Origin of the sequence: Flavobacterium sp., assembly GCF_044377315.1 — a bacterium.
Classification (GTDB): domain Bacteria; phylum Bacteroidota; class Bacteroidia; order Flavobacteriales; family Flavobacteriaceae; genus Flavobacterium.
This window is the reverse complement of record NZ_JBILJG010000013.1, coordinates 45,447-63,855: the sequence shown is the minus strand read 5'-3', so window position 1 is coordinate 63,855 and position 18,409 is coordinate 45,447. Positions and strand designations below refer to the sequence as shown.

Here is an 18,409-nt window from a genome sequence, read left to right as displayed (position 1 = left end):
ATTGAACATTTATTATATTTTAAAAACTGGATTGACACAGTTCAGTGGCATTATGAGGATATCATTCGTGATCCAAATATTGATCCTGTTGCAGCGCTTGTTTTAAAAAGGAAAATAGATGCTTCTAATCAAGAGCGTACCGATATGGTTGAATATATTGACAGCTATTTTCTTCAAAAATATGGAAAAGTAGCTGTTAAACCAACGGCCAAAATCAACTCAGAATCTCCAGCTTGGACAATTGATAGATTGTCAATTTTAGCATTAAAAATTTATCACATGAACGAAGAAGTAATTCGAACAGAAGCTTCTCAAGAACACAGAGATAAATGTCAAGAAAAACTGAATGTGCTTTTAGAACAAAGAAGCGATTTGTCAACTGCCATTGATGATTTATTGATAGACATTGAAAATGGAGACAAATTCATGAAAGTTTACAAACAAATGAAAATGTACAACGACGATGATTTGAATCCTGTTTTGTATCAAAATAAGAAATAAGCGTTTATAATTTTTATAAATTAGGATTTGTCTATGATAACAATTGAAAAATTAAAGAAACTCAAAGAGTCAGAAGACAAGGTTGAATTTAAAAAAGGAGAAGGAGGAAACGTTTCCTATAATGGGGGAAGTAAACCAAATCCTAACGATAGAAGGCGTTGTATTTTAGGTTATGTTACAGCATTATGTAATGAAGAAGGCGGATATTTGGTAATAGGAATGACAGATAATTACCCACATGAAGTTGTTGGAACTAATCAGAATTTAGGAACAATTGGAGAATTAGAATCAAATATTTATAGAGATACAGAAATTAGACCAATAATTTATCAATTATATGAAAACGAGAAAAGAGTTTTAGTAATCGAAGTTCCTTCTCGTCCTGCTGGAAAGGTTTTTAAATTTGAAGACGTACCTTTAATGCGAGTTGGAGAAGAATTAAAACCAATGTCTGATGAAGTTTATTTAAAAATTATAAATGAGCAAGAACCTGATTTTTCCCAACAATTCTGTGAAGATTTACAAATATCAGATTTAGATGAAAGAGCAATTTTAATTCTAAAAGAAAAATACTCGTTAAAGCAAAATAATCCAAATTTCAAAACACTTTCTAACGAACAATTATTATCAGATTTAGAACTTATAAAGAATGGAAAGTTAACAAATGCAGCACTAATTCTTCTTGCAAAGAAAGAAGTTTTAAACCAAAAGCTTCCGCAAGCAGCAGTTATGTTAGAATATAGAAATTCAGAAAACCAGATACCTTTTGATAACCGGATTACTTTTTCTCAACCTTTTTTTATTTTAATTAATGAACTTTGGAGCACTATTAATTTAAGAAATGGAAGTTTTCCAATCCAAGATGGCGCTTATATTTTCAACATTCCTTTTTTTAACGAAGAAGTAATTAGAGAATCTATAAATAACGCTATTACTCATAGAGATTATAGAATAACTTCTGAAATAATAATAAAACAATTTCCACAAAGATTAGATATAATAAATGCAGGTGGATTTCCTATTGGTGTTAATTTAGAGAATTTATTAAAAACACCAAGTACACCAAGAAATCGATTGTTGGCAGATGTTTTACAAAAAACAGGAATTGTTGAGCGTTCAGGGCAAGGTGTAGATAAAATATTTTATAATACACTTATTGAAGGAAAAGCAGAACCTGATTATTCCAAGTCAGATTATTTTCAAGTTGATTTAAAATTATCAGCTGTGCTCGAAGATAGAGCTTTTGCATTGTTTATAGTTGCTGTTCAAGATGAATTACCTGAATCTAAAAAGTTATCAGTTTCAGAAGTAATTACTTTAAACATGATAAAAAAAGGTGTTACTAAGAATAATTTAGATACAGAAATAGTTACTAAACTGTTGCAAAAGAAATTAATAGAGAAAAGAGGAAAAACAAACGCTATTTATTATATTCTTTCTAAAGATTATTATGATTTTACAGATGAAAAAGCAAAGTATTACAATCTTCAAGAGTTAGATGACAATCAAGTTTTTACGATGATAATGAGATATTTGTCAAAAGAAAAAACTGCAAAAATGAAGGATTTTATTGATTTGTTTGATGCTAAACTAACAAGAAAACAAGTTCGGCTTAAAATCGAAAAACTTTTAGAAAATAAAATTTTGATTTTAAAAGGAGAAGGAATTAACTCTTATTACGAAGCAACAAGTAATTATATTGAAGGCATGTCATTTATTGCTGAAATTATAGATATTGGAAGAAGTTTTTTAAATCAAAATGAAAAGACCAATAAAGGGCCAAAAAAAGACCAATAATTTGTTAAAAAATAAGGCTTTTTGTTAATAAGCCTGGTTTCACACCTTGATTTTCAACACTTTTTTTAAAAATGAAATGGCCAAAGAATGGCCAAAGAAAGACTATAAAATAGTAAATTAATAGTAAAAATTGTCAAAACCAATTCAACATATCGTCGTAATCCGACTTTCTGCCATGGGCGACGTTGCAATGACGGTTCCTGTTATAAGAGCTTTTGTAAAGCAAAATCCAGAAGTTAAAGTCACTTTTGTATCTAGACCGTTTTTCAAACCATTTTTTGATGGAATTGAAAATGTAACTTTTTTTGAAATAGATTTAAAAAAACGACACAAAGGGTTTTTTGGGTTATTCAAATTATATTCTGATTTAAGCAAACTTAAAATTGATGCTGTTGCTGATTTGCACAATGTTTTGCGTTCTAAGGTTATAAGAACATTGTTTTTAGTCAACGGAAAAAAAGTAGCTCATACAGATAAAGGAAGAAAAGCAAAAAACGAATTAATCCGAGCCAAAAATAAAATTTTTAAACCTCTAAAATCTATGTTTGAAAGACATGTTGATACATTCAAACAACTTGGTTTTTCGGTTGATTTAAACACTCCTAATTTTCCTGAGAAAGCTATTTTGTCTGATGAAATTTTGTCAATTTCTGGCAATAAAGAGAATTTCAAATGGATTGGAATTGCGCCTTTTGCAAAATATGAAAGCAAAGTTTATCCAAAAGATTTAATGCAAAAAGTAATTGATGAAGTAGCTTCTGAATCAAACAATAAAATCTTCCTTTTTGGTGGTGGTAAAAAAGAAATTGCTAAACTAAATTCTTTTTCAAAGAATAGAAGTAATATTATAGTTTTTGCTGGTAAACTAGAACTTAATAAAGAATTACAATTAATCTCAAATCTTGATGTAATGCTTTCTATGGACAGCGGTAACGCTCATATTGCCGCAATGTTAGGCATTAAAGTAATTACACTTTGGGGAGCAACACATCCTTTTGCTGGGTTTTCTCCGTTCAATCAATTAGAAGAAAATTGTTTGGTTTCAGATAGAGAAAAGTATCCGCTGTTACCAACCTCAATTTATGGAAATAAAAGAGTTGAAGACTATGAAGATGTGATGAGAACAATAGCTATTGAAAGTGTTATAAAGTTAATAAATTAAAAATTAGGTTATGAAAATAAGTATTAAAAATATAGGCTGGATGTTAGTTTTACTATTTTCATTCAATGCAATTTTTTCTCAAGAAAATTCGTTTTTACCAAAACAATTAACGGATTATGAAAAACAAACACTATCACAGTTTCATTTTAGAAGTTCTTATGTAACACCTCCACCAACTGGCGCAATAAGAACAGCTGCCGAATGGGAAGAAGTCGAGTATTTGGTTATAACATGGCAGAATAGTTATCAAAATATTCAAAGACAGATTGTGGCAGCCTCAGTTAATGAATGTAAAGTAATTATCACTACTCAAAACCAAACGTCGGTTTCAAACTACTTGAGTTCTTTTGGAATAGATTTGACTAATGTTATTTTTATGAATGCGCCCTCTAACAGTCTTTGGATAAGAGATTATGCTGCTAATACTATTTACTCAGACGATGTAGGTCAACGTTCGCTAGTCGATTGGATTTATAATCGTCCAAGACCATTAGATAATGCCATGCCTTCTGCTCATGCTAATTTAACGGGTATTCCAATTTATATAACCAATTCTGGCACAAATGATTTAGTCAATACGGGTGGTAATTTTATGTCTGATGGTTTAGGAACAGCCTTCGCTTCGGAGCTAATTCTTGAAGAAAATGCTTCTGGAAATCCTTATGGTGTTTCTGTTAAAAACCAAACTCAAATTGACCAAATTATGATGGATTATATGGGTATAGAAAATTATATAAAAATGCCGACATTACCTTATGATGAAATTCATCATATTGATATGCATATGAAGCTATTAGATGAAGAAACACTTTTAGTAAGCAAATATCCAACAGGCGTAGCTGATGGGCCACAAATAGAAGCCAATATAAACTATATTTTATCCAACTTTGAGTCTGCATTTTCAACGCCATACAAAGTAAAATGGATAGATGCACCACCAAGTACATCTGGTAGTTATCCAGATACAGGTGGACTTTACCGCACTTATAGCAATTCGGTTATAATAAACAAGACAATATTGGTTCCTGTGTATCGACCAGAAGTTGATGCGGTAGCAATTGCACGTTATCAGGAGTTAATGCCGGGTTATACAATTGTAGGTATAGATGTAGATAATCCTGGAGAAAATCTTATAGCAAGTTTAGGAGCCATACATTGTATAACGCACACAATAGGTGTTGCAGATCCATTATTGATAGTTCATCAACCAATTAAAGAGGCTATTTCGGGTAGTTCAATAATCATCAATGCTTCTATAAAACATATTTCGGGGATTCAATCAGCTTCGGTTTTTTGGCGAATTGCTGGAACAACAGCATTTAATGAAACACCAATGACATTTAGTAGCGATACTAATTGGAGTGCATCGATAACAATTCCTATTTCTGGTTTGGATATAGAATATTATATACATGCACAAGCTATTTCAGGAAAAAGTTTGAATCGTCCAATAGTTGCGCCTGAAGGGTTTTGGACTATAAATGTTGAAACATTAGCCATCTCTGATTGGGCAAGTAAGTATATTTCTAATCCCTACCCAAATCCTGCTAACGAAAAGGTTTCAATTGATTTGAATCAACTTTCAGGAAGGATTAACGTAAGAATTACGAATATTTTGGGTCAAACCCTTTATTCAAAAATTGTTCAAAACGATAAAAGAGTTCTAACTTTGGATTTAGAACCAAATTGGAAAGGCACTTTATTTATAACCCTTGAAGGTGATTTTGGAAAAGTAGTAAAAAAAGTGATGAAGAAATAGAATAGAAAAAGGAGCAATTTTTAGTTGCTCCTTTCTTTTTATTTTGAAATTCCTTTTGCTTTTTCAGTAGATTTTTCATCAGCTTTTTGGGTTTCTTTTTCTTTGTTGTAAAGCGCTATTTTTTCAGCATTTATACTCTCAACAAGTTCTTTCATTTTCATTGGATCTGTAGTAGTAGGTTCTACATACTTTGCTTTTGATAAATTATCCTCAAGTGGTTGGTTATAATCTATACCAAAACGATGATCCTCGTAAAAACGTCTTTTTGCCATTATGCTATAGGAGAAAGTACCGTTTGAGCGGCCGTTCTTTTTTTCTTTTACGGTAAATCCTTTATTATCTGTATCAACTACATAATACAATCCTTGAGTTTCAGCTTGTTCTTGTAGTGTCACGTGCATTTTATTTTTTTCATCAACAGTAATAGTTTCTAAAAACATTTCATCTAATCTTATATGAGCAGTTCCATTTACTAATTCGCCAAAGCCAAAATCTTCAAACCATATTTCGGGACTTTCTTTACAATATACTAATTGATTTCCTTTTGTGGTTGGCACTGATGCTGATTTTGTTCCTGTTAAGGCAAAATCACCTTGGCTGTACACTCCATAAGCAGAACCAATTGTTAGGTCAGGATTATTTCCATAAACCCCTCTACCAGTTCCAAAGCTAACAGTTGCATATACACCATTATGTGTTGCGCCCATGTCACTATATGCTGCAGCCCAAGCCAAACCAAAAACACCAGCTCCTGCAGTTCCACCAGTATATCTACCTAAAACACCAATTTCTGCTGAACCACCTGCTTGTGTAATACTATTTCCAAAAACACCCGAAGAACCTTGACCAGTCGAGTTACTTTGACCTAACACACCAATAGAAACAGCACCAATAGTTGTGTTACCGCTAACAGCATTAATTGCTGCAGTTGTAGTATTAGTCGGAAGTGTTCCGCCAAGAATATTACCCTGAACATGTACTTTTGATGTTGGTGCTGCAGTTAACCCAATACCAATATTTCCAGATGCTGAAGGGGTTGTTAAATTGTCTCCTAATATTCTAATTTTTACAGATGGATCAATAATACTGTTGGTTTTAATATAAAAATCTTGATTAGTAGAGGTTCCAATATAGTTAGTTGGAGAAATTCCTGTATTTCCAGTCAAACTCCAACCTGAAAAACCTAAAGCACTAGAATTTTCCCACTTTATTGAACCGTTAGCATTACTTGTTAATATTCTTCCAACACCTTGTGTACCATCTTCTATTCTAAGGGTGCCTAATAAATCAAGACTTAAATTAGGATTATTGGTTCCAATGCCTACATTTCCGTTAGCGTCTATTCGCATTTTTTCAGTGCCTTCTGTTCTAAATATTACTGGATTAGAGTCAGTCGTACCTAGTTTGTTAACTATTTTATTTGTACCTGTATTACCCGTTATTTGCCAGGTTGAAAGTTGCACCCATGTACTCACGTTATAATAAAATAAACCTATTGGTGCTGTTGTTTGAAACACCATTAAACCATTAGCAGGGCTTGCAATTGCTGTTGTTCTTTGAGCTTGCGTCATACGTGGAATGATGAACCCTTTATTTGTTGAGAGTATTTCAAGTTCCGCACTAGCATCTGGTACCGCTACATTGACACCTACTTGTGAATAGGTTTTTGATGTAAACAAAGCTAGTAAAACGATAATTTTGACAAAATTATTCATATTATATATCTTTTAATCTCAAATTTAGATTGATTAGTTATTTATTCTGTAATACTTTCTATGTTTTTTACTGCTTCCTCTTTTTTCGATTTTTCAACAAATTGCGTCATAGTTTCTATATCAGTAATTTTAGCAGGAACTTTTTTGGCTTTAATCAAATTATTTTCAAAAGGTTGATTGGCATCCACACCAAAACGTTGGTTTTGGTAAAAGCGTCTTTTGGCTAGAATTCTATATGAAAAATCTGAATTTGAAATTCCACCTTTCTTTTCTTTTACAGTAAATCCTTTATTGTCAGAATCCATAGTTACAATTAAACCTTTTGTATCTCCCAAATCTTGAATAAAAATATGAGGTTTATGAGTTGCGTCAATATAAATAGTTTCAAGAAATAGTTCGTCTAATATAACATGCGACTCTCCATTTATTAATTTATTGAATCCCATATCTTCAAACCATATTTCAGGACTTTCTGTACAATAAACTAACTGATTGCCTTGAGTGGTAGGCAAAGAAGCAGATTTTGTACCTGTTTCAGCAAAATTACCTGCAGAATATACACCAAAAGCAGTTGCACCTGTATTTGAATTTCTTCCATAAACACCTGTTCCTGTGGCACTACCAACAGTTCCAAATATACCAATGTTTGGGTTAGCAGGCATATCATTTATTGTACCGCCAGATCCTAAACCAAAAACTCCTGTTCCTGATGAAGCAAAATCGCCAATAACTCCCATTTCATTACTACCACCATTATCAGATGATCCTACTATACCAGCAGAACCCAAAAGAGTAGAGTTTGCTTGACCTCTGATACCATAAGACACATTAGCTGTAGTACTATTAGTATTTATACCTCTTAAAACAGCTAAGTTATCCATGTCAGCAGAAATTTCAAGTCTTCTAGCGGGATTAGCAACGCCAACGCCAACATTACCATTTGATAAAATAGACATTTTAGGCGTATTATTAGTACCAAATTGTAAAGTAGCAGCATTTGTTGTTCCTACAAAGTCAGTTGATAAAGTTCCACTATTACCAGTTGTACTCCAGTTGGTTCCAGATAAAAGAGTAGATGGATTTATCCAAGTTGTATTTCCATTGGCATCTGAAGATAATATTTTGTTACTACCTTCTGTACCATCTTTTATTCTTATAGCGGCTGAGTAGGTTGAAACAATAACATTGTCAATAAAAACTCTATCGCTCCCGCTGTTTACTGAACCATTTTTAGCATATTCCCATCTTAAAACATGAGCTCCGGCTGTTAAAGTATATGAAACCGTGTTGTAGGCTAATAAACCACTCCATTGATTTTGTTGGACACCATCAATATAAAATCTAAAATAATCACCATTTAGTTCAGAATTTAGACTAAAATCAAATTGTAGTTTTCCTCCAGAAGCTAATGCAGCTGTTGTATATTGTAAAAAATTAGTAGTATTGGCGGTAAGTGTCGTCGGAGCGGCTGGTCCTGATCTAGCAGCTTGAGTGCCAGAATTAAACTGCCCCGCTACGTTAGTAACCGACCAGTTTTGACAACCTGTACCCGAACAACCAGTAGTAAAACTGCCTATTCCACTTTCAAAACCATCCGAAAACAAAGTTGTTCCCGAACCTACAATATGTAATTTTTCCTGAGGATTAGTTGTTCCAATTCCAATATTACCGGCAGTACTTGCTGGCGTGGATGATAAAATAGTAAATCTTTTTATATCAGCCGTTACAATAGAAAAATCTTGTGCATCTTGAGTGCCAATATAATTATTAGTAGCATTTGTACCTGAATTTCCGCTATTATTCCAACCGTCAGAAGAAATTGATTTCCAAGAATTTGATGGTGTGTCAAAAAAGTATAAGCCAGAAACACCATTGGTTTGAAAAACAAGTAAACCATTTGCTGGCGAAACTATAGCATTTTTCTGTGCTTCATCCATACGTGGAATTAAAACACCTTTTGTAGTTGAACTTACCTCTAGCTCTGATGATGCTGCTGGAACAGCTACTCCAATCCCTATTTGAGAAAACCCATTTATGGAAGCTAGTAAAAATAAGAGGAAAATGTATTTGATTTTCATATTAATAAGTTTAAATATTAGAATTAATTATTTTTCATTAATTCACTTTTTTCTTTTTTACGGTATTTTTCAACAAACTTTTTCATTTCTCTTGGGTTTGTTGTTGTAACAGGAACGTCTTTATGCTTAACCAAATTGTTTTCAAAAGGTTGCGCAGAATCAACTCCAAAACGATGATCTTGGTAAAAACGTCTTTTGGCAAATATTCTATAGGTAAAATCAACATTAGAACGCCCTCCTGCTTTTTCAATTACAGTAAACCCTTTATTATCAGCGTCCATAATATAAGTCAAACCATTACTATCGCCTTGTTCTTGTAAAAAAATGGATGCTTTATGGTTTTCATCAATATGAATTGTTTCTAAAAACATTGATTCTAATTTAATATGTACAGTCCCATTTGTCAATTTTCCCGCACCTAAATCTTCAAACCATATTTCAGGATTTTCGATACAATAAACCAATTGATTCCCTTTTGAAGTTGGAACAGAAGCTGATTTAGTTCCTGTTGCAGCAAAATTTCCTTGAGAATATACTCCAAAACCACTAGCATTATTATTTCTTCCATACACACCAGTACCTACAGCGCTGTTAACGGTTCCAAAGGCACCATAATCAACAAGAGTAGGCATATCTGTTGTAGCACCACCTGTACCAATTCCAAAAATACTTGCCCCCCATAGTGAATAATCACCAATTACTCCCATAGGATTTGATCCGCCAGTAATAAAATTTGAAACTCCCGTAACACCTGCAGATCCAATTCTTGTTCCTCTTGCTTCACCCCGAACACCATTTGAAGTGGTTGAATTGGTGGTGTTCATATTAGTAGCTATAATTGTTGGATTAATTAGAGCATTATTCTCAACATGTAACTTTGATGTTGGAGTAGCTATATTAATACCTACATTTCCATCGGCTAAAATGGTCATTTTTTGAGTATTATTTGTACGGAATTTTAAAGGTAAATTATCTGTAGTGCCTAGAAAATCGGTAGCTAGATTTGTACTACCATTTCCTGAGGTAAGCCAAACTGTGGTAGGAAACGCTCCTGCTGGCGACCAAGTCCCGGCTCCAGTAGCATCAGACATTAAAACTTGACCATTTGCCTGGCTACCATCATCTATTCGAAGTGTACCAGGGTTAGATACAACAGAAACATTATCTACAAAAGCTCTGTCTAAGTCAGTGTTCACTGAAGAATCCTTACTATATTCCCATCTTAATGTATAAGCTACTCCACCAGCTAAGTTATAGGTAACTGTATTAAACGCTACATCTCCTCCCCACTGATTTTGTTGAACACCATTAATGAAGAAACGTAAAAAATCACAACAAGATTCGGAGCTAACTCTAAAATCAAAACTTACTATTGCGCCTTGTGCAGGAATAACCGCAGTTATATATTGCATAAAATTTGTAGTGCTAGCAGTTTGATTATTAGATCTTGCTCCTCTTGTTCCTACTGAAAATTCTCCAGCGGTATTAGTGGTACCCCAGTTGGTTCCGCCACCACCTATTGTAAATGGAGCAATGGTATTATCTTCAAAACCGTCATTAAAATTTAATGCCCCAGTTGGACCAACAATATGTAGTTTTGCAGTTGGAGCCGTTGTTCCTATACCAACATTTCCAGAAGTTGTTAAAATACGCATTCTTTCTACATTATTGGTTTTAAAAACTAGTGGTTGCGCATCATTTGTACCCAAATAATTTGTTGACGGATTTATATTAGAATTTCCTACTAAACTCCAAAATCCTGAAACTAATGATTTCCATGAGGTTGTTGGTGCATCGTAAAAATATACTCCAACTTGTCCGTCTAATTGATAAATAAATAATCCATTTGCTGGAGAAACAATAGCGTTTCTTTGGGCTAAAGTCATACGTGGAATTAAAACACCTCTATTATTGGAAGCAGAATTAATATGTAGTGCTGCGCTATTATCAGGATTATTTGTTCCAATACCAACTTGTGCAAATGTCACAAATGGGAACGAAAATAAAAATGCAATTAGTAATTTTAATTTCATAATTGTATAAAGATTAGTTATTTAACTAAATAAAAACGATATGATAACGTTTGTTTTAACTAACAAAGAAAAGAGATTATTACTAAAAAACAAAATTTTTTTAATAATAGATTTTTTCCCATAATACAAAAACTACAAAAATTGCTTTTAAAGCTTTATTTATATAACACGATTACAAATCATCAAAATCAATATAAATTTCAGAAGATTTTGGATGAGCTTGACAAGTCAAAGTTAGCCCACTTTCAACTTCTTTATCTGTTAGAATAGAATTTTTAAGCATTTCGGCACTTCCAGAGTTTATTTTAGCTAAACAACTGCTACATATTCCACCTTGGCAAGAATAAGGTACGTCAAGACCTTGTTTTAAAGCTGCTTCAAGAATGGTTTGTTTTTGCGACATTTCAAAAGTAGTTTCGTCACCATCCACTAAAATTGTGATTTTGGTATGTCCTTCGCCGCTAGTTGCCTCAGTATTTTCGGTTGAAGAAGTGGTAAATAATTCAAACTTAATATTCTTATCAGCTACATTGTGTTCTTTTAAGATAGAAGTAACCAAATTTATCATTTCTTCGGGACCACATAGATAGAATTCATCAAAAGTGATTTCTTTGTGTTTGGAATTTAAAACAAAATTTACATTAGCTTTATCAATTCTTCCAAAAAGTTCATTTTCAACTTTGGCTTGACTATAAACATAATGAATAAAGAAACGACCTATATAATTAAGTTGTAAATCATGTAATTGCGCATGAAAAATGGTGTCTTGAGGCGTTTTGTTTCCATAAACCAATACAAAAGTGCTATTAGGCTCTTCTTCTAAAACCGATTGAAGAATGGATAAAACAGGTGTAATTCCGCTTCCGGCAACAAAACCAATATAGTTTTTTTGTTTTTCGGCATTTGGTTCAAAAATAAATCTTCCTTCAGGATGACTTACTTCAATTAGATCTCCAGCTTTTAAGTTTTCGTTGGCAAATTTTGAAAAAAGACCATTTGTTACCGACTTAATTGCGATTCGTAATTCACCACTTTTAGGCGAAGAACAGATAGAATAAGCGCGACGAATTTCTTTTCCGTCTAAAGTCAATTTTAAATTTACATATTGACCAGCAACAAATTGAAAAACAGATTTCAATTCACTTGGTATATTAAAAACAATTGAAACTGCGCTTGGCGTTTCTCTTTTTACTTCTTTGATTTGTAATTTATAAAAGCTTGACATAAAAATAAATTTTTGCAAAAGTATGAAAATGACTTAAGACAAACTTCACTATTTTTTCTAAAATTTGTTTCTAAACAATCTAACTATCATAAAAAACTTATTTTAAACTTTTACAATATCAAAAAGAAACGTACTTTTACCAGTCGATATACTAAAATTGACTTTTTAAAGTTAATTACTAAAAAACGATTTACATTGAAAACCAAATTATTAAAATACATATTTTCTGCAAGCGTTGTTCTTTTTGTAGTTGCTTGTTCTACCAAAAAAAACACTTTTTTAGCTAGAAACAATCATGCCCTTAGTACCAAATACAACATTTTGTACAATGGCGGAATTGCTTTAAACAAAGGTATTGAAGAATTAAAAACGCAATACAATGACAATTTTTGGGAGCAACTTCCGATAGAAAGAATGCAAGTTGTCCAAACTAAAGCAACCATTCCGGGGCAAGAAAAAAAGAACGCTAATTTTGAACGTGCCGAAGACAAAGCCATCAAAGCCATTCAGAAACATTCCATGAATATTCAAGGTTCTGAAAAAAACCCCCAAATGGACGAAGCCCATTTAATGTTAGGTAAAGCAAGATATTATGACCAACGCTTTGTTCCAGCATTAGAAGCTTTCAATTATATTTTGTACAAATATCCTAGTAGCGATAAAATTTATGAAGCTAAAATTTGGAGAGAAAAAACCAACATGCGTCTAGATAATGATGCCATTGCGGTTACTAATTTGACCAAATTATTAAAAGAAATTAAATTTAAAGATCAAATTTTTGCTGATGCTAATGCCGCTCTTGCCCAAGCGTTTCTTAATTTAGAACAAAAAGACAGTGCGATGTTAAAACTCCAAGTAGCACGTGATTTTACTAAGAAAAAAGAAGAAAAATCAAGATATTATTTTATTCTAGGTCAATTATTTGAATCATTAAATCTAAAAGATAGTGCATTTGCTTCTTATCAGTCGGTTATTGATATGAATAGAAATGCGGCTAGACAATATGTAATCCAAGCACACGCTCGACAAGCAGCACAATTTGAAGTAGCGCCAGGTGACTCAATTATCTTTTTGAAAAAATTTAAAGATTTATTAGAAGACAGAGAAAACAGACCATTTTTAGACGTTTTAAACCATCAAATGGCTTTGTATTATGAGAAAAATAAAAATTTTAAAAGAGCTAAAGACTTTTATAATATTTCTTTAAAAAAACGTGGCAACGACCAATATTTAGCAGCTTCTAACTACAGAAATTTAGCGGATATTTATTTTAATGAGGCTAAATATGTAACAGCAGGAAAATATTATGATAGTACATTAGTGCAACTTAATGATAGAACTAGAGAATTCAAATTTATCAAAAAGAAGCGTTTAAATCTTGATGATGTTATTAAATATGAAGGAATTGCAACTAGGAACGATAGCATTCTGAAAATAGTAGCTATGTCAGATTCTGGTAGAAAAAGCTTCTATGAAGACTACATTTCAAAACTAAAAAAAGAAGAAGAAGTTATAAAAAAATTAGAATCTGAAAATGCAATACTAGCTCAAAATAATCCAAAAAGTAGCAATAGTGAGAATAGTGATGAGGCTGTTGAGATGATGGAAAAAATGACTCAAAAAACTAGAGCTGTTCAAGATGAAAAAGTACCGGTTTCCAAGGTGCCAGCGGCGAATAATTCGATAGGTAAAACAGGAAGTTTTTATTTTTACAACCAACAAACATTGGAATTTGGCAAACTCGAATTCAAAAAATTGTGGGGAAATAGAGCGTTGAAAGATAATTGGAGAACCACTTCTGCAAAATCAAATACGACAGACTTTACTGCAGATGAAGAGGAGAAAGATTTTGCTGAAAATAAAAATAAAAAAGAAGAAGTTGACCCAAGATTTTCATCAGAGTTTTACATAAGTCAATTACCAAAAACACAAAAAGAAAACGATAGTATTAGTAAAGAAAGAAATTTTGCTTACTACCAATTAGGACTTATTTATAAAGAGAAGTTCAAAGAATATAAATTAGCAGCAAGCAAACTTGAAAATTTACTGCAAAGCAATCCCGAAGAAAGATTAGTGTTGGCATCAATGTATCATTTATATAAAATTTACGAGCTAATTGATAAGGAAAAAGCCTTGGCAATGAAAGACAAAATCATTAGTCAATATCCAACTTCTCGATATGCCCAAATTTTATCAAAATCTGATTCTGAAAGTGAGTTAGCAGTTGCTTCTCCAGAAACAACTTATGATAATTTATACAAAGAATATTTAAAAGGCGATTACAAAAAAGTCTTATCAGAAACCACCGAAGCCATCGACCAATATTCGGGCGAAGATATCGTTTCAAAATATGAATTATTAAAATCCAATGTTACAGGTAAACTCAAAGGAATTGAAGAATTCAAAAAATCATTAAACTATGTTGCGCTAAATTATCCAAATAGCGAAGAAGGAAAAACAGCCGAAGCATTTTTAGGAAAAGAAATCCCTCAAATGGAAGCATTAGAATTTTATGCAATTGCTCCCAAAAGCTGGAAAATTCTATATAAAGCCAAAGATTCTACAGAAACTAATACAATGGCATTAAATAAAATTCTAACTAAATTTATAGAAGAAAGAAGCATTGGTAAACTCACACTTTCTAACGATATCTATACAATGGAAGATAATTTTTTAGTAATTCACGGAATTTCAACCGAAGAAAGTGCTAAAGGAATTGCAACTATTCTAAAAGAATTTAAAGATTACAAAGTAAAAAATACACCTTATATTATATCAAATGAAAATTATAAAATAGTTCAAATCAAGAAAAATTTTGAAACTTATTTAACAACACCTTATTCTGACCCAAAACCTTTAGCAGCAACTCCAGTTCCACCATTAAGGCCCGTGGCTCCAAAAGAAGAGAAAAAACCGGTTATAGAAGAAACCAAACAAAATAACAGAAACCAACCACCATCATTATCAGAAGATGATCCACAAGAAAAACCCAGAAATGATAAAGGTCAAACACCAACGTTACAACCTACTTTACAAAATTCAAATACTAATAAAAGAGACAAATAATGTTTAATAAAGTACAAAAAAATTATACTGAAAACCTTGGGCAAACTAATCGAATAGTAGAAGGAACTATAATTAAAGGAGATATTTTATCAAAAGCTGATTTTAGACTTGATGGTGACTTGATGGGAAATTTTCAATCTCATGGAAAAATCGTAATTGGACCAGCGGGTTCAATAAAAGGCGATATTCTGTGTAAAAACGCCGATATCGAAGGAAGATTTGAAGGAAAAATTCAAGTTGAAGAAGTCCTATCGCTAAAAGCATCATCAGTAATAACAGGTGAAGTTATCTGCGGAAAACTAGCTATCGAACCAGGAGCAGAATTTAATGCCACTTGTGTAATGAAAACGAATCAAAGTAAACTACTATCAGGTGGACAAAAATCCGAAGAATAACAAAACTAATAAATGGTTACAACTCATCAATATTCCTATTCAAATGGGTGTAATCGTTTTTGTGTTTGCTTATCTCGGAAAATGGCTTGATGGCGAATATCCAAACTCACACAGAATTTACGTAAAAGTGCTAACAATGGTTGGCGTAGCTATTGCTTTTTATAATATTAACCGACAATTAAAAGACATTAACAATTCAGAATAAATGACTCTCAAAAACCTGCTACCTTTTATTCAAATTATAATTTTATCACTACTTGCTTATATAGTTGATAAAGTAGTTTTTTGTTTTTATTATCCTTCAATAGAATCAATTTTTAAGCATTCTATAGAAACTATTTTTGGTTTTTTCCTTTTTTGTTCATTATCGATTTTATTCCTATTAATTCGAGTAAAAAAGAAAAATATTAATAGCGTCGGACAAACATTTTTATTGGTAACTTCTATCAAAATGGCGTTGTCCTATTTGTTAGTTAAACCAATTTTGCAATCAACATCAGAAAATGTTGCTATTGAGAAATTTAATTTCTTAATCGTTTTTGTCGTTTTTTTGACAATAGAAACCGTTGTAACCATAAGAATTTTAAACAATAAGCAATAAAAAAGCTATAAATCGAAAATTACATCAAAAAAAATTGTTTTAAGATTTTTGAATAGTAATAAAAAATGTACCTTTGCACCAAATTTTAGAAAGTAAAAATTAAGTTAATTGAATAGCTATGGTGTTTTCGAAGAAACCGATGAAATTTATTATAACAGCTTTAGTGGCGAGTTTGCCATTTTTAGGACTTGCTAATTCAACAGATACCTTACCAGTTAAACACGAAATTACTGTCGTTGCAGAAGAAGCGTTAACAGAAACTGAACAAAAAGAAGAAGAAAGAAAAGAATTTATAAAACACCACCTTTTAGACTCTCACGATTTTCATTTATTTTCATACGGAAAAGAATCAGGTCACGAAAAACATATTGGTTTTCCACTTCCAGTAATTCTTTGGGATAATGGAATTCATATTTTCTCTTCGTCTAAATTTGAGCACGGTCACGCGGTTGCTGAATCAAACGGAAGCTACTACAAAATAAATCACCACGACGGAAAAATTTATAAAACTGATGCTGCAGGAACTTTTACAGAAAATGAAAAAGGACATGTAGAAAATGATAAGCCAATCGATTTTTCTATTACTAAAAACGTTACAATGATTCTTTTTACTGGATTGTTGATGTTCTTATTATTTGCAGGTTTAGGAAAATCATACAAAAAGAATGGTTCAATTGCAAAAGGTGCTGGAAGATTTTTCGAACCAATTATATTATATGTAAGAGACGATATTGCAATTCCTAATATCGGAGAAAAACATTATAGAAAATACATGAGTTTCTTGCTTACTATATTCTTCTTTGTTTGGTTTATGAATATGTTTGGTTTAACACCACTAGGAGTAAACGTAACTGGAAATATTGCTATTACAGCATCATTGGCGATAATAGCTTATATTATAACAACATTTACGGCTAAAAAAGATTATTGGGGACACATTTTCTGGATGCCAGGCGTTCCAGTTCCAATGAAATTTGTTTTAGCACCAATCGAATTATTAGGAACCATTATCAAGCCATTTTCGTTAATGATTCGTTTGTACGCAAACATGTTAGCAGGGCACGTAGTCTTAATGAGTTTAATTGCACTAATGTACAAAGCAGACAGTATTTTTGGTAGTCCATTAGCATTCTTACTAGCGTTTGTTTTAACGATTTTAGAAGTATTAGTTGCCTTGTTGCAAGCCTATATATTTACAATGTTAGCTGCCCTGTATTTTGGTTCAGCTGTCGAAGAGCATCATCATGAAGAAGCTCATCATTAATATCAAATTTTGAATGTTTAATTTTTAATACATATTTTTATGGAAATTCCTAGAATTATTGGAGCAGGATTAGTAGTTATCGGAGCAGGTATTGGTATTGGTAGAATCGGTGGTTCTGCAATGGATGCAATTGCACGTCAACCAGAAGCTACTGGAAAAATCCAAACAGCTATGCTTATTGCTGCTGCACTTATTGAAGGTATTGGTTTCGCTGCAATTTTTGCATCGTAAATCTAAAAAATTCAAAAGCTGTAACGGTTGGTTGCAGCTTTTGTTAATTAGTAAAAAAGTAATTAATTAAGATATATATAATGGAAGAATTATTTGGACAATTTTCATTAGGATTGTTTATTTTACAAACAGTTTTATTTATTGGTTTGATTTTCCTTTTAAAGAAATTTGCTTGGAAACCAATTCTTGATGCAGTAAACGAAAGAGAAGACGGAATCAAAAACGCATTGCTTTCTGCTGAAAATGCAAAAAAAGAAATGCAAAATTTACAAGCTGACAATCAAAGAATTTTGCAAGAAGCAAGATTAGAGCGTGACACTATGCTTAAAGAAGCTCGTGAAATGAAAGAGAAAATGATTGCAGATTCTAAAAATGAAGCACAAGTGCAAGGTTTAAAAATGATTGAGCAAGCAAAAGCTACAATAGAAAGTGAAAAAAATGCTGCTGTAGCTGAATTGAAAGCGCAAGTTTCAAACTTGTCATTAGAAATTGCCGAAAAATTATTAAAAGACGAATTATCTAACAAAGAATCTCAAGTAAAATTGGTTGAAAAAATGTTAGGTGACGCTAAACTAAACTAAT

The 18,409-nt window shown here is 32.1% G+C and carries 15 protein-coding genes; 11 read left to right on the top strand and 4 right to left on the bottom strand.

Annotated features, from left to right (window positions below; all coding sequences use genetic code 11):
- From ACIQ66_RS05900 to ACIQ66_RS05885, 4 genes are all read left to right on the top strand, one after another.
- The coding region (locus ACIQ66_RS05900; protein WP_396211865.1) for a DUF4254 domain-containing protein at positions 1–501 on the top strand (501 nt) is incomplete at its 5' end.
- 33 nt (positions 502–534) lie between these two features.
- Entirely contained in the window at positions 535–2,298 is a 1,764-nt protein-coding gene (locus ACIQ66_RS05895) for an ATP-binding protein (RefSeq protein WP_396211864.1), read from the top strand.
- A 175-nt stretch (positions 2,299–2,473) separates the two neighbouring features.
- On the top strand, positions 2,474–3,460 hold the full coding sequence (locus tag ACIQ66_RS05890) for a glycosyltransferase family 9 protein (protein WP_396211866.1): 987 nt from the start codon (positions 2,474–2,476) through the stop codon (positions 3,458–3,460).
- 10 nt (positions 3,461–3,470) lie between these two features.
- Positions 3,471–5,219, top strand: a complete 1,749-nt coding sequence (locus ACIQ66_RS05885) for an agmatine deiminase family protein (RefSeq protein ID WP_396211863.1) — start codon at positions 3,471–3,473, stop codon at positions 5,217–5,219.
- A gap of 38 nt (positions 5,220–5,257) precedes the next feature.
- Here ACIQ66_RS05885 and ACIQ66_RS05880 read toward each other — a convergent pair whose 3' ends face one another.
- From ACIQ66_RS05880 to ACIQ66_RS05865, 4 genes are all read right to left on the bottom strand, one after another.
- Complete coding sequence (locus ACIQ66_RS05880; RefSeq protein WP_396211862.1) at positions 5,258–6,934, bottom strand: hypothetical protein; 1,677 nt, start codon at positions 6,932–6,934, stop codon at positions 5,258–5,260.
- A 41-nt stretch (positions 6,935–6,975) separates the two neighbouring features.
- Complete coding sequence (locus ACIQ66_RS05875) at positions 6,976–9,012, bottom strand: hypothetical protein (RefSeq protein ID WP_396211861.1); 2,037 nt, start codon at positions 9,010–9,012, stop codon at positions 6,976–6,978.
- A 23-nt stretch (positions 9,013–9,035) separates the two neighbouring features.
- The gene (locus ACIQ66_RS05870) at positions 9,036–11,045 is read right to left on the bottom strand and encodes a hypothetical protein (protein ID WP_396211860.1); all 2,010 of its coding nucleotides are present in this window, start codon (positions 11,043–11,045) and stop codon (positions 9,036–9,038) included.
- 172 nt (positions 11,046–11,217) lie between these two features.
- Positions 11,218–12,270, bottom strand: coding sequence for a 2Fe-2S iron-sulfur cluster-binding protein (locus tag ACIQ66_RS05865; protein ID WP_396211859.1), 1,053 nt, complete (start codon positions 12,268–12,270; stop codon positions 11,218–11,220).
- 195 nt (positions 12,271–12,465) lie between these two features.
- Between ACIQ66_RS05865 and ACIQ66_RS05860 the strand changes: the two genes are divergently transcribed.
- From ACIQ66_RS05860 to ACIQ66_RS05830, 7 genes are all read left to right on the top strand, one after another.
- Entirely contained in the window at positions 12,466–15,336 is a 2,871-nt protein-coding gene (locus ACIQ66_RS05860) for a gliding motility protein (RefSeq protein WP_396211858.1), read from the top strand.
- Positions 15,336–15,731 carry a polymer-forming cytoskeletal protein gene (locus tag ACIQ66_RS05855; protein ID WP_396211857.1) on the top strand — a complete coding sequence of 132 codons (396 nt, stop codon included), beginning with the start codon at positions 15,336–15,338 and terminating at the stop codon, positions 15,729–15,731. The genes ACIQ66_RS05860 and ACIQ66_RS05855 overlap by 1 nt, the downstream gene beginning before the upstream one ends.
- Positions 15,709–15,936, top strand: coding sequence for an AtpZ/AtpI family protein (locus ACIQ66_RS05850; RefSeq protein ID WP_396211856.1), 228 nt, complete (start codon positions 15,709–15,711; stop codon positions 15,934–15,936). The genes ACIQ66_RS05855 and ACIQ66_RS05850 overlap by 23 nt, the downstream gene beginning before the upstream one ends.
- Positions 15,937–16,332, top strand: coding sequence for a hypothetical protein (locus ACIQ66_RS05845; RefSeq protein WP_396211855.1), 396 nt, complete (start codon positions 15,937–15,939; stop codon positions 16,330–16,332). It begins immediately after the preceding gene.
- Positions 16,333–16,450: 118 nt separating this feature from the next.
- Complete coding sequence (atpB, locus tag ACIQ66_RS05840; RefSeq protein ID WP_396211854.1) at positions 16,451–17,596, top strand: F0F1 ATP synthase subunit A; 1,146 nt, start codon at positions 16,451–16,453, stop codon at positions 17,594–17,596.
- A 39-nt stretch (positions 17,597–17,635) separates the two neighbouring features.
- Positions 17,636–17,827, top strand: coding sequence for an ATP synthase F0 subunit C (gene atpE, locus ACIQ66_RS05835; protein ID WP_108369812.1), 192 nt, complete (start codon positions 17,636–17,638; stop codon positions 17,825–17,827).
- An 80-nt stretch (positions 17,828–17,907) separates the two neighbouring features.
- On the top strand, positions 17,908–18,408 hold the full coding sequence (locus tag ACIQ66_RS05830; protein ID WP_396211853.1) for a F0F1 ATP synthase subunit B: 501 nt from the start codon (positions 17,908–17,910) through the stop codon (positions 18,406–18,408).
- Position 18,409: the final 1 nt, after the last annotated feature.

What these genes read in the sequence shown, in the direction of transcription:
- ACIQ66_RS05895 (WP_396211864.1), top strand. Translation starts at nt 535, where the DNA reads ATGATAACAATTGAAAAATTAAAGAAACTCAAAGAGTCAGAAGACAAG.
- ACIQ66_RS05890 (WP_396211866.1), top strand. Translation starts at nt 2,474, where the DNA reads ATGGGCGACGTTGCAATGACGGTTCCTGTTATAAGAGCTTTTGTAAAG.
- ACIQ66_RS05885 (WP_396211863.1), top strand. Translation starts at nt 3,471, where the DNA reads ATGAAAATAAGTATTAAAAATATAGGCTGGATGTTAGTTTTACTATTT.
- ACIQ66_RS05880 (WP_396211862.1), bottom strand. Translation starts at nt 6,934, where the DNA reads ATGAATAATTTTGTCAAAATTATCGTTTTACTAGCTTTGTTTACATCA.
- ACIQ66_RS05875 (WP_396211861.1), bottom strand. Translation starts at nt 9,012, where the DNA reads ATGAAAATCAAATACATTTTCCTCTTATTTTTACTAGCTTCCATAAAT.
- ACIQ66_RS05870 (WP_396211860.1), bottom strand. Translation starts at nt 11,045, where the DNA reads ATGAAATTAAAATTACTAATTGCATTTTTATTTTCGTTCCCATTTGTG.
- ACIQ66_RS05865 (WP_396211859.1), bottom strand. Translation starts at nt 12,270, where the DNA reads ATGTCAAGCTTTTATAAATTACAAATCAAAGAAGTAAAAAGAGAAACG.
- ACIQ66_RS05855 (WP_396211857.1), top strand. Translation starts at nt 15,336, where the DNA reads ATGTTTAATAAAGTACAAAAAAATTATACTGAAAACCTTGGGCAAACT.
- ACIQ66_RS05845 (WP_396211855.1), top strand. Translation starts at nt 15,937, where the DNA reads ATGACTCTCAAAAACCTGCTACCTTTTATTCAAATTATAATTTTATCA.
- atpB (WP_396211854.1), top strand. Translation starts at nt 16,451, where the DNA reads ATGGTGTTTTCGAAGAAACCGATGAAATTTATTATAACAGCTTTAGTG.
- atpE (WP_108369812.1), top strand. Translation starts at nt 17,636, where the DNA reads ATGGAAATTCCTAGAATTATTGGAGCAGGATTAGTAGTTATCGGAGCA.
- ACIQ66_RS05830 (WP_396211853.1), top strand. Translation starts at nt 17,908, where the DNA reads ATGGAAGAATTATTTGGACAATTTTCATTAGGATTGTTTATTTTACAA.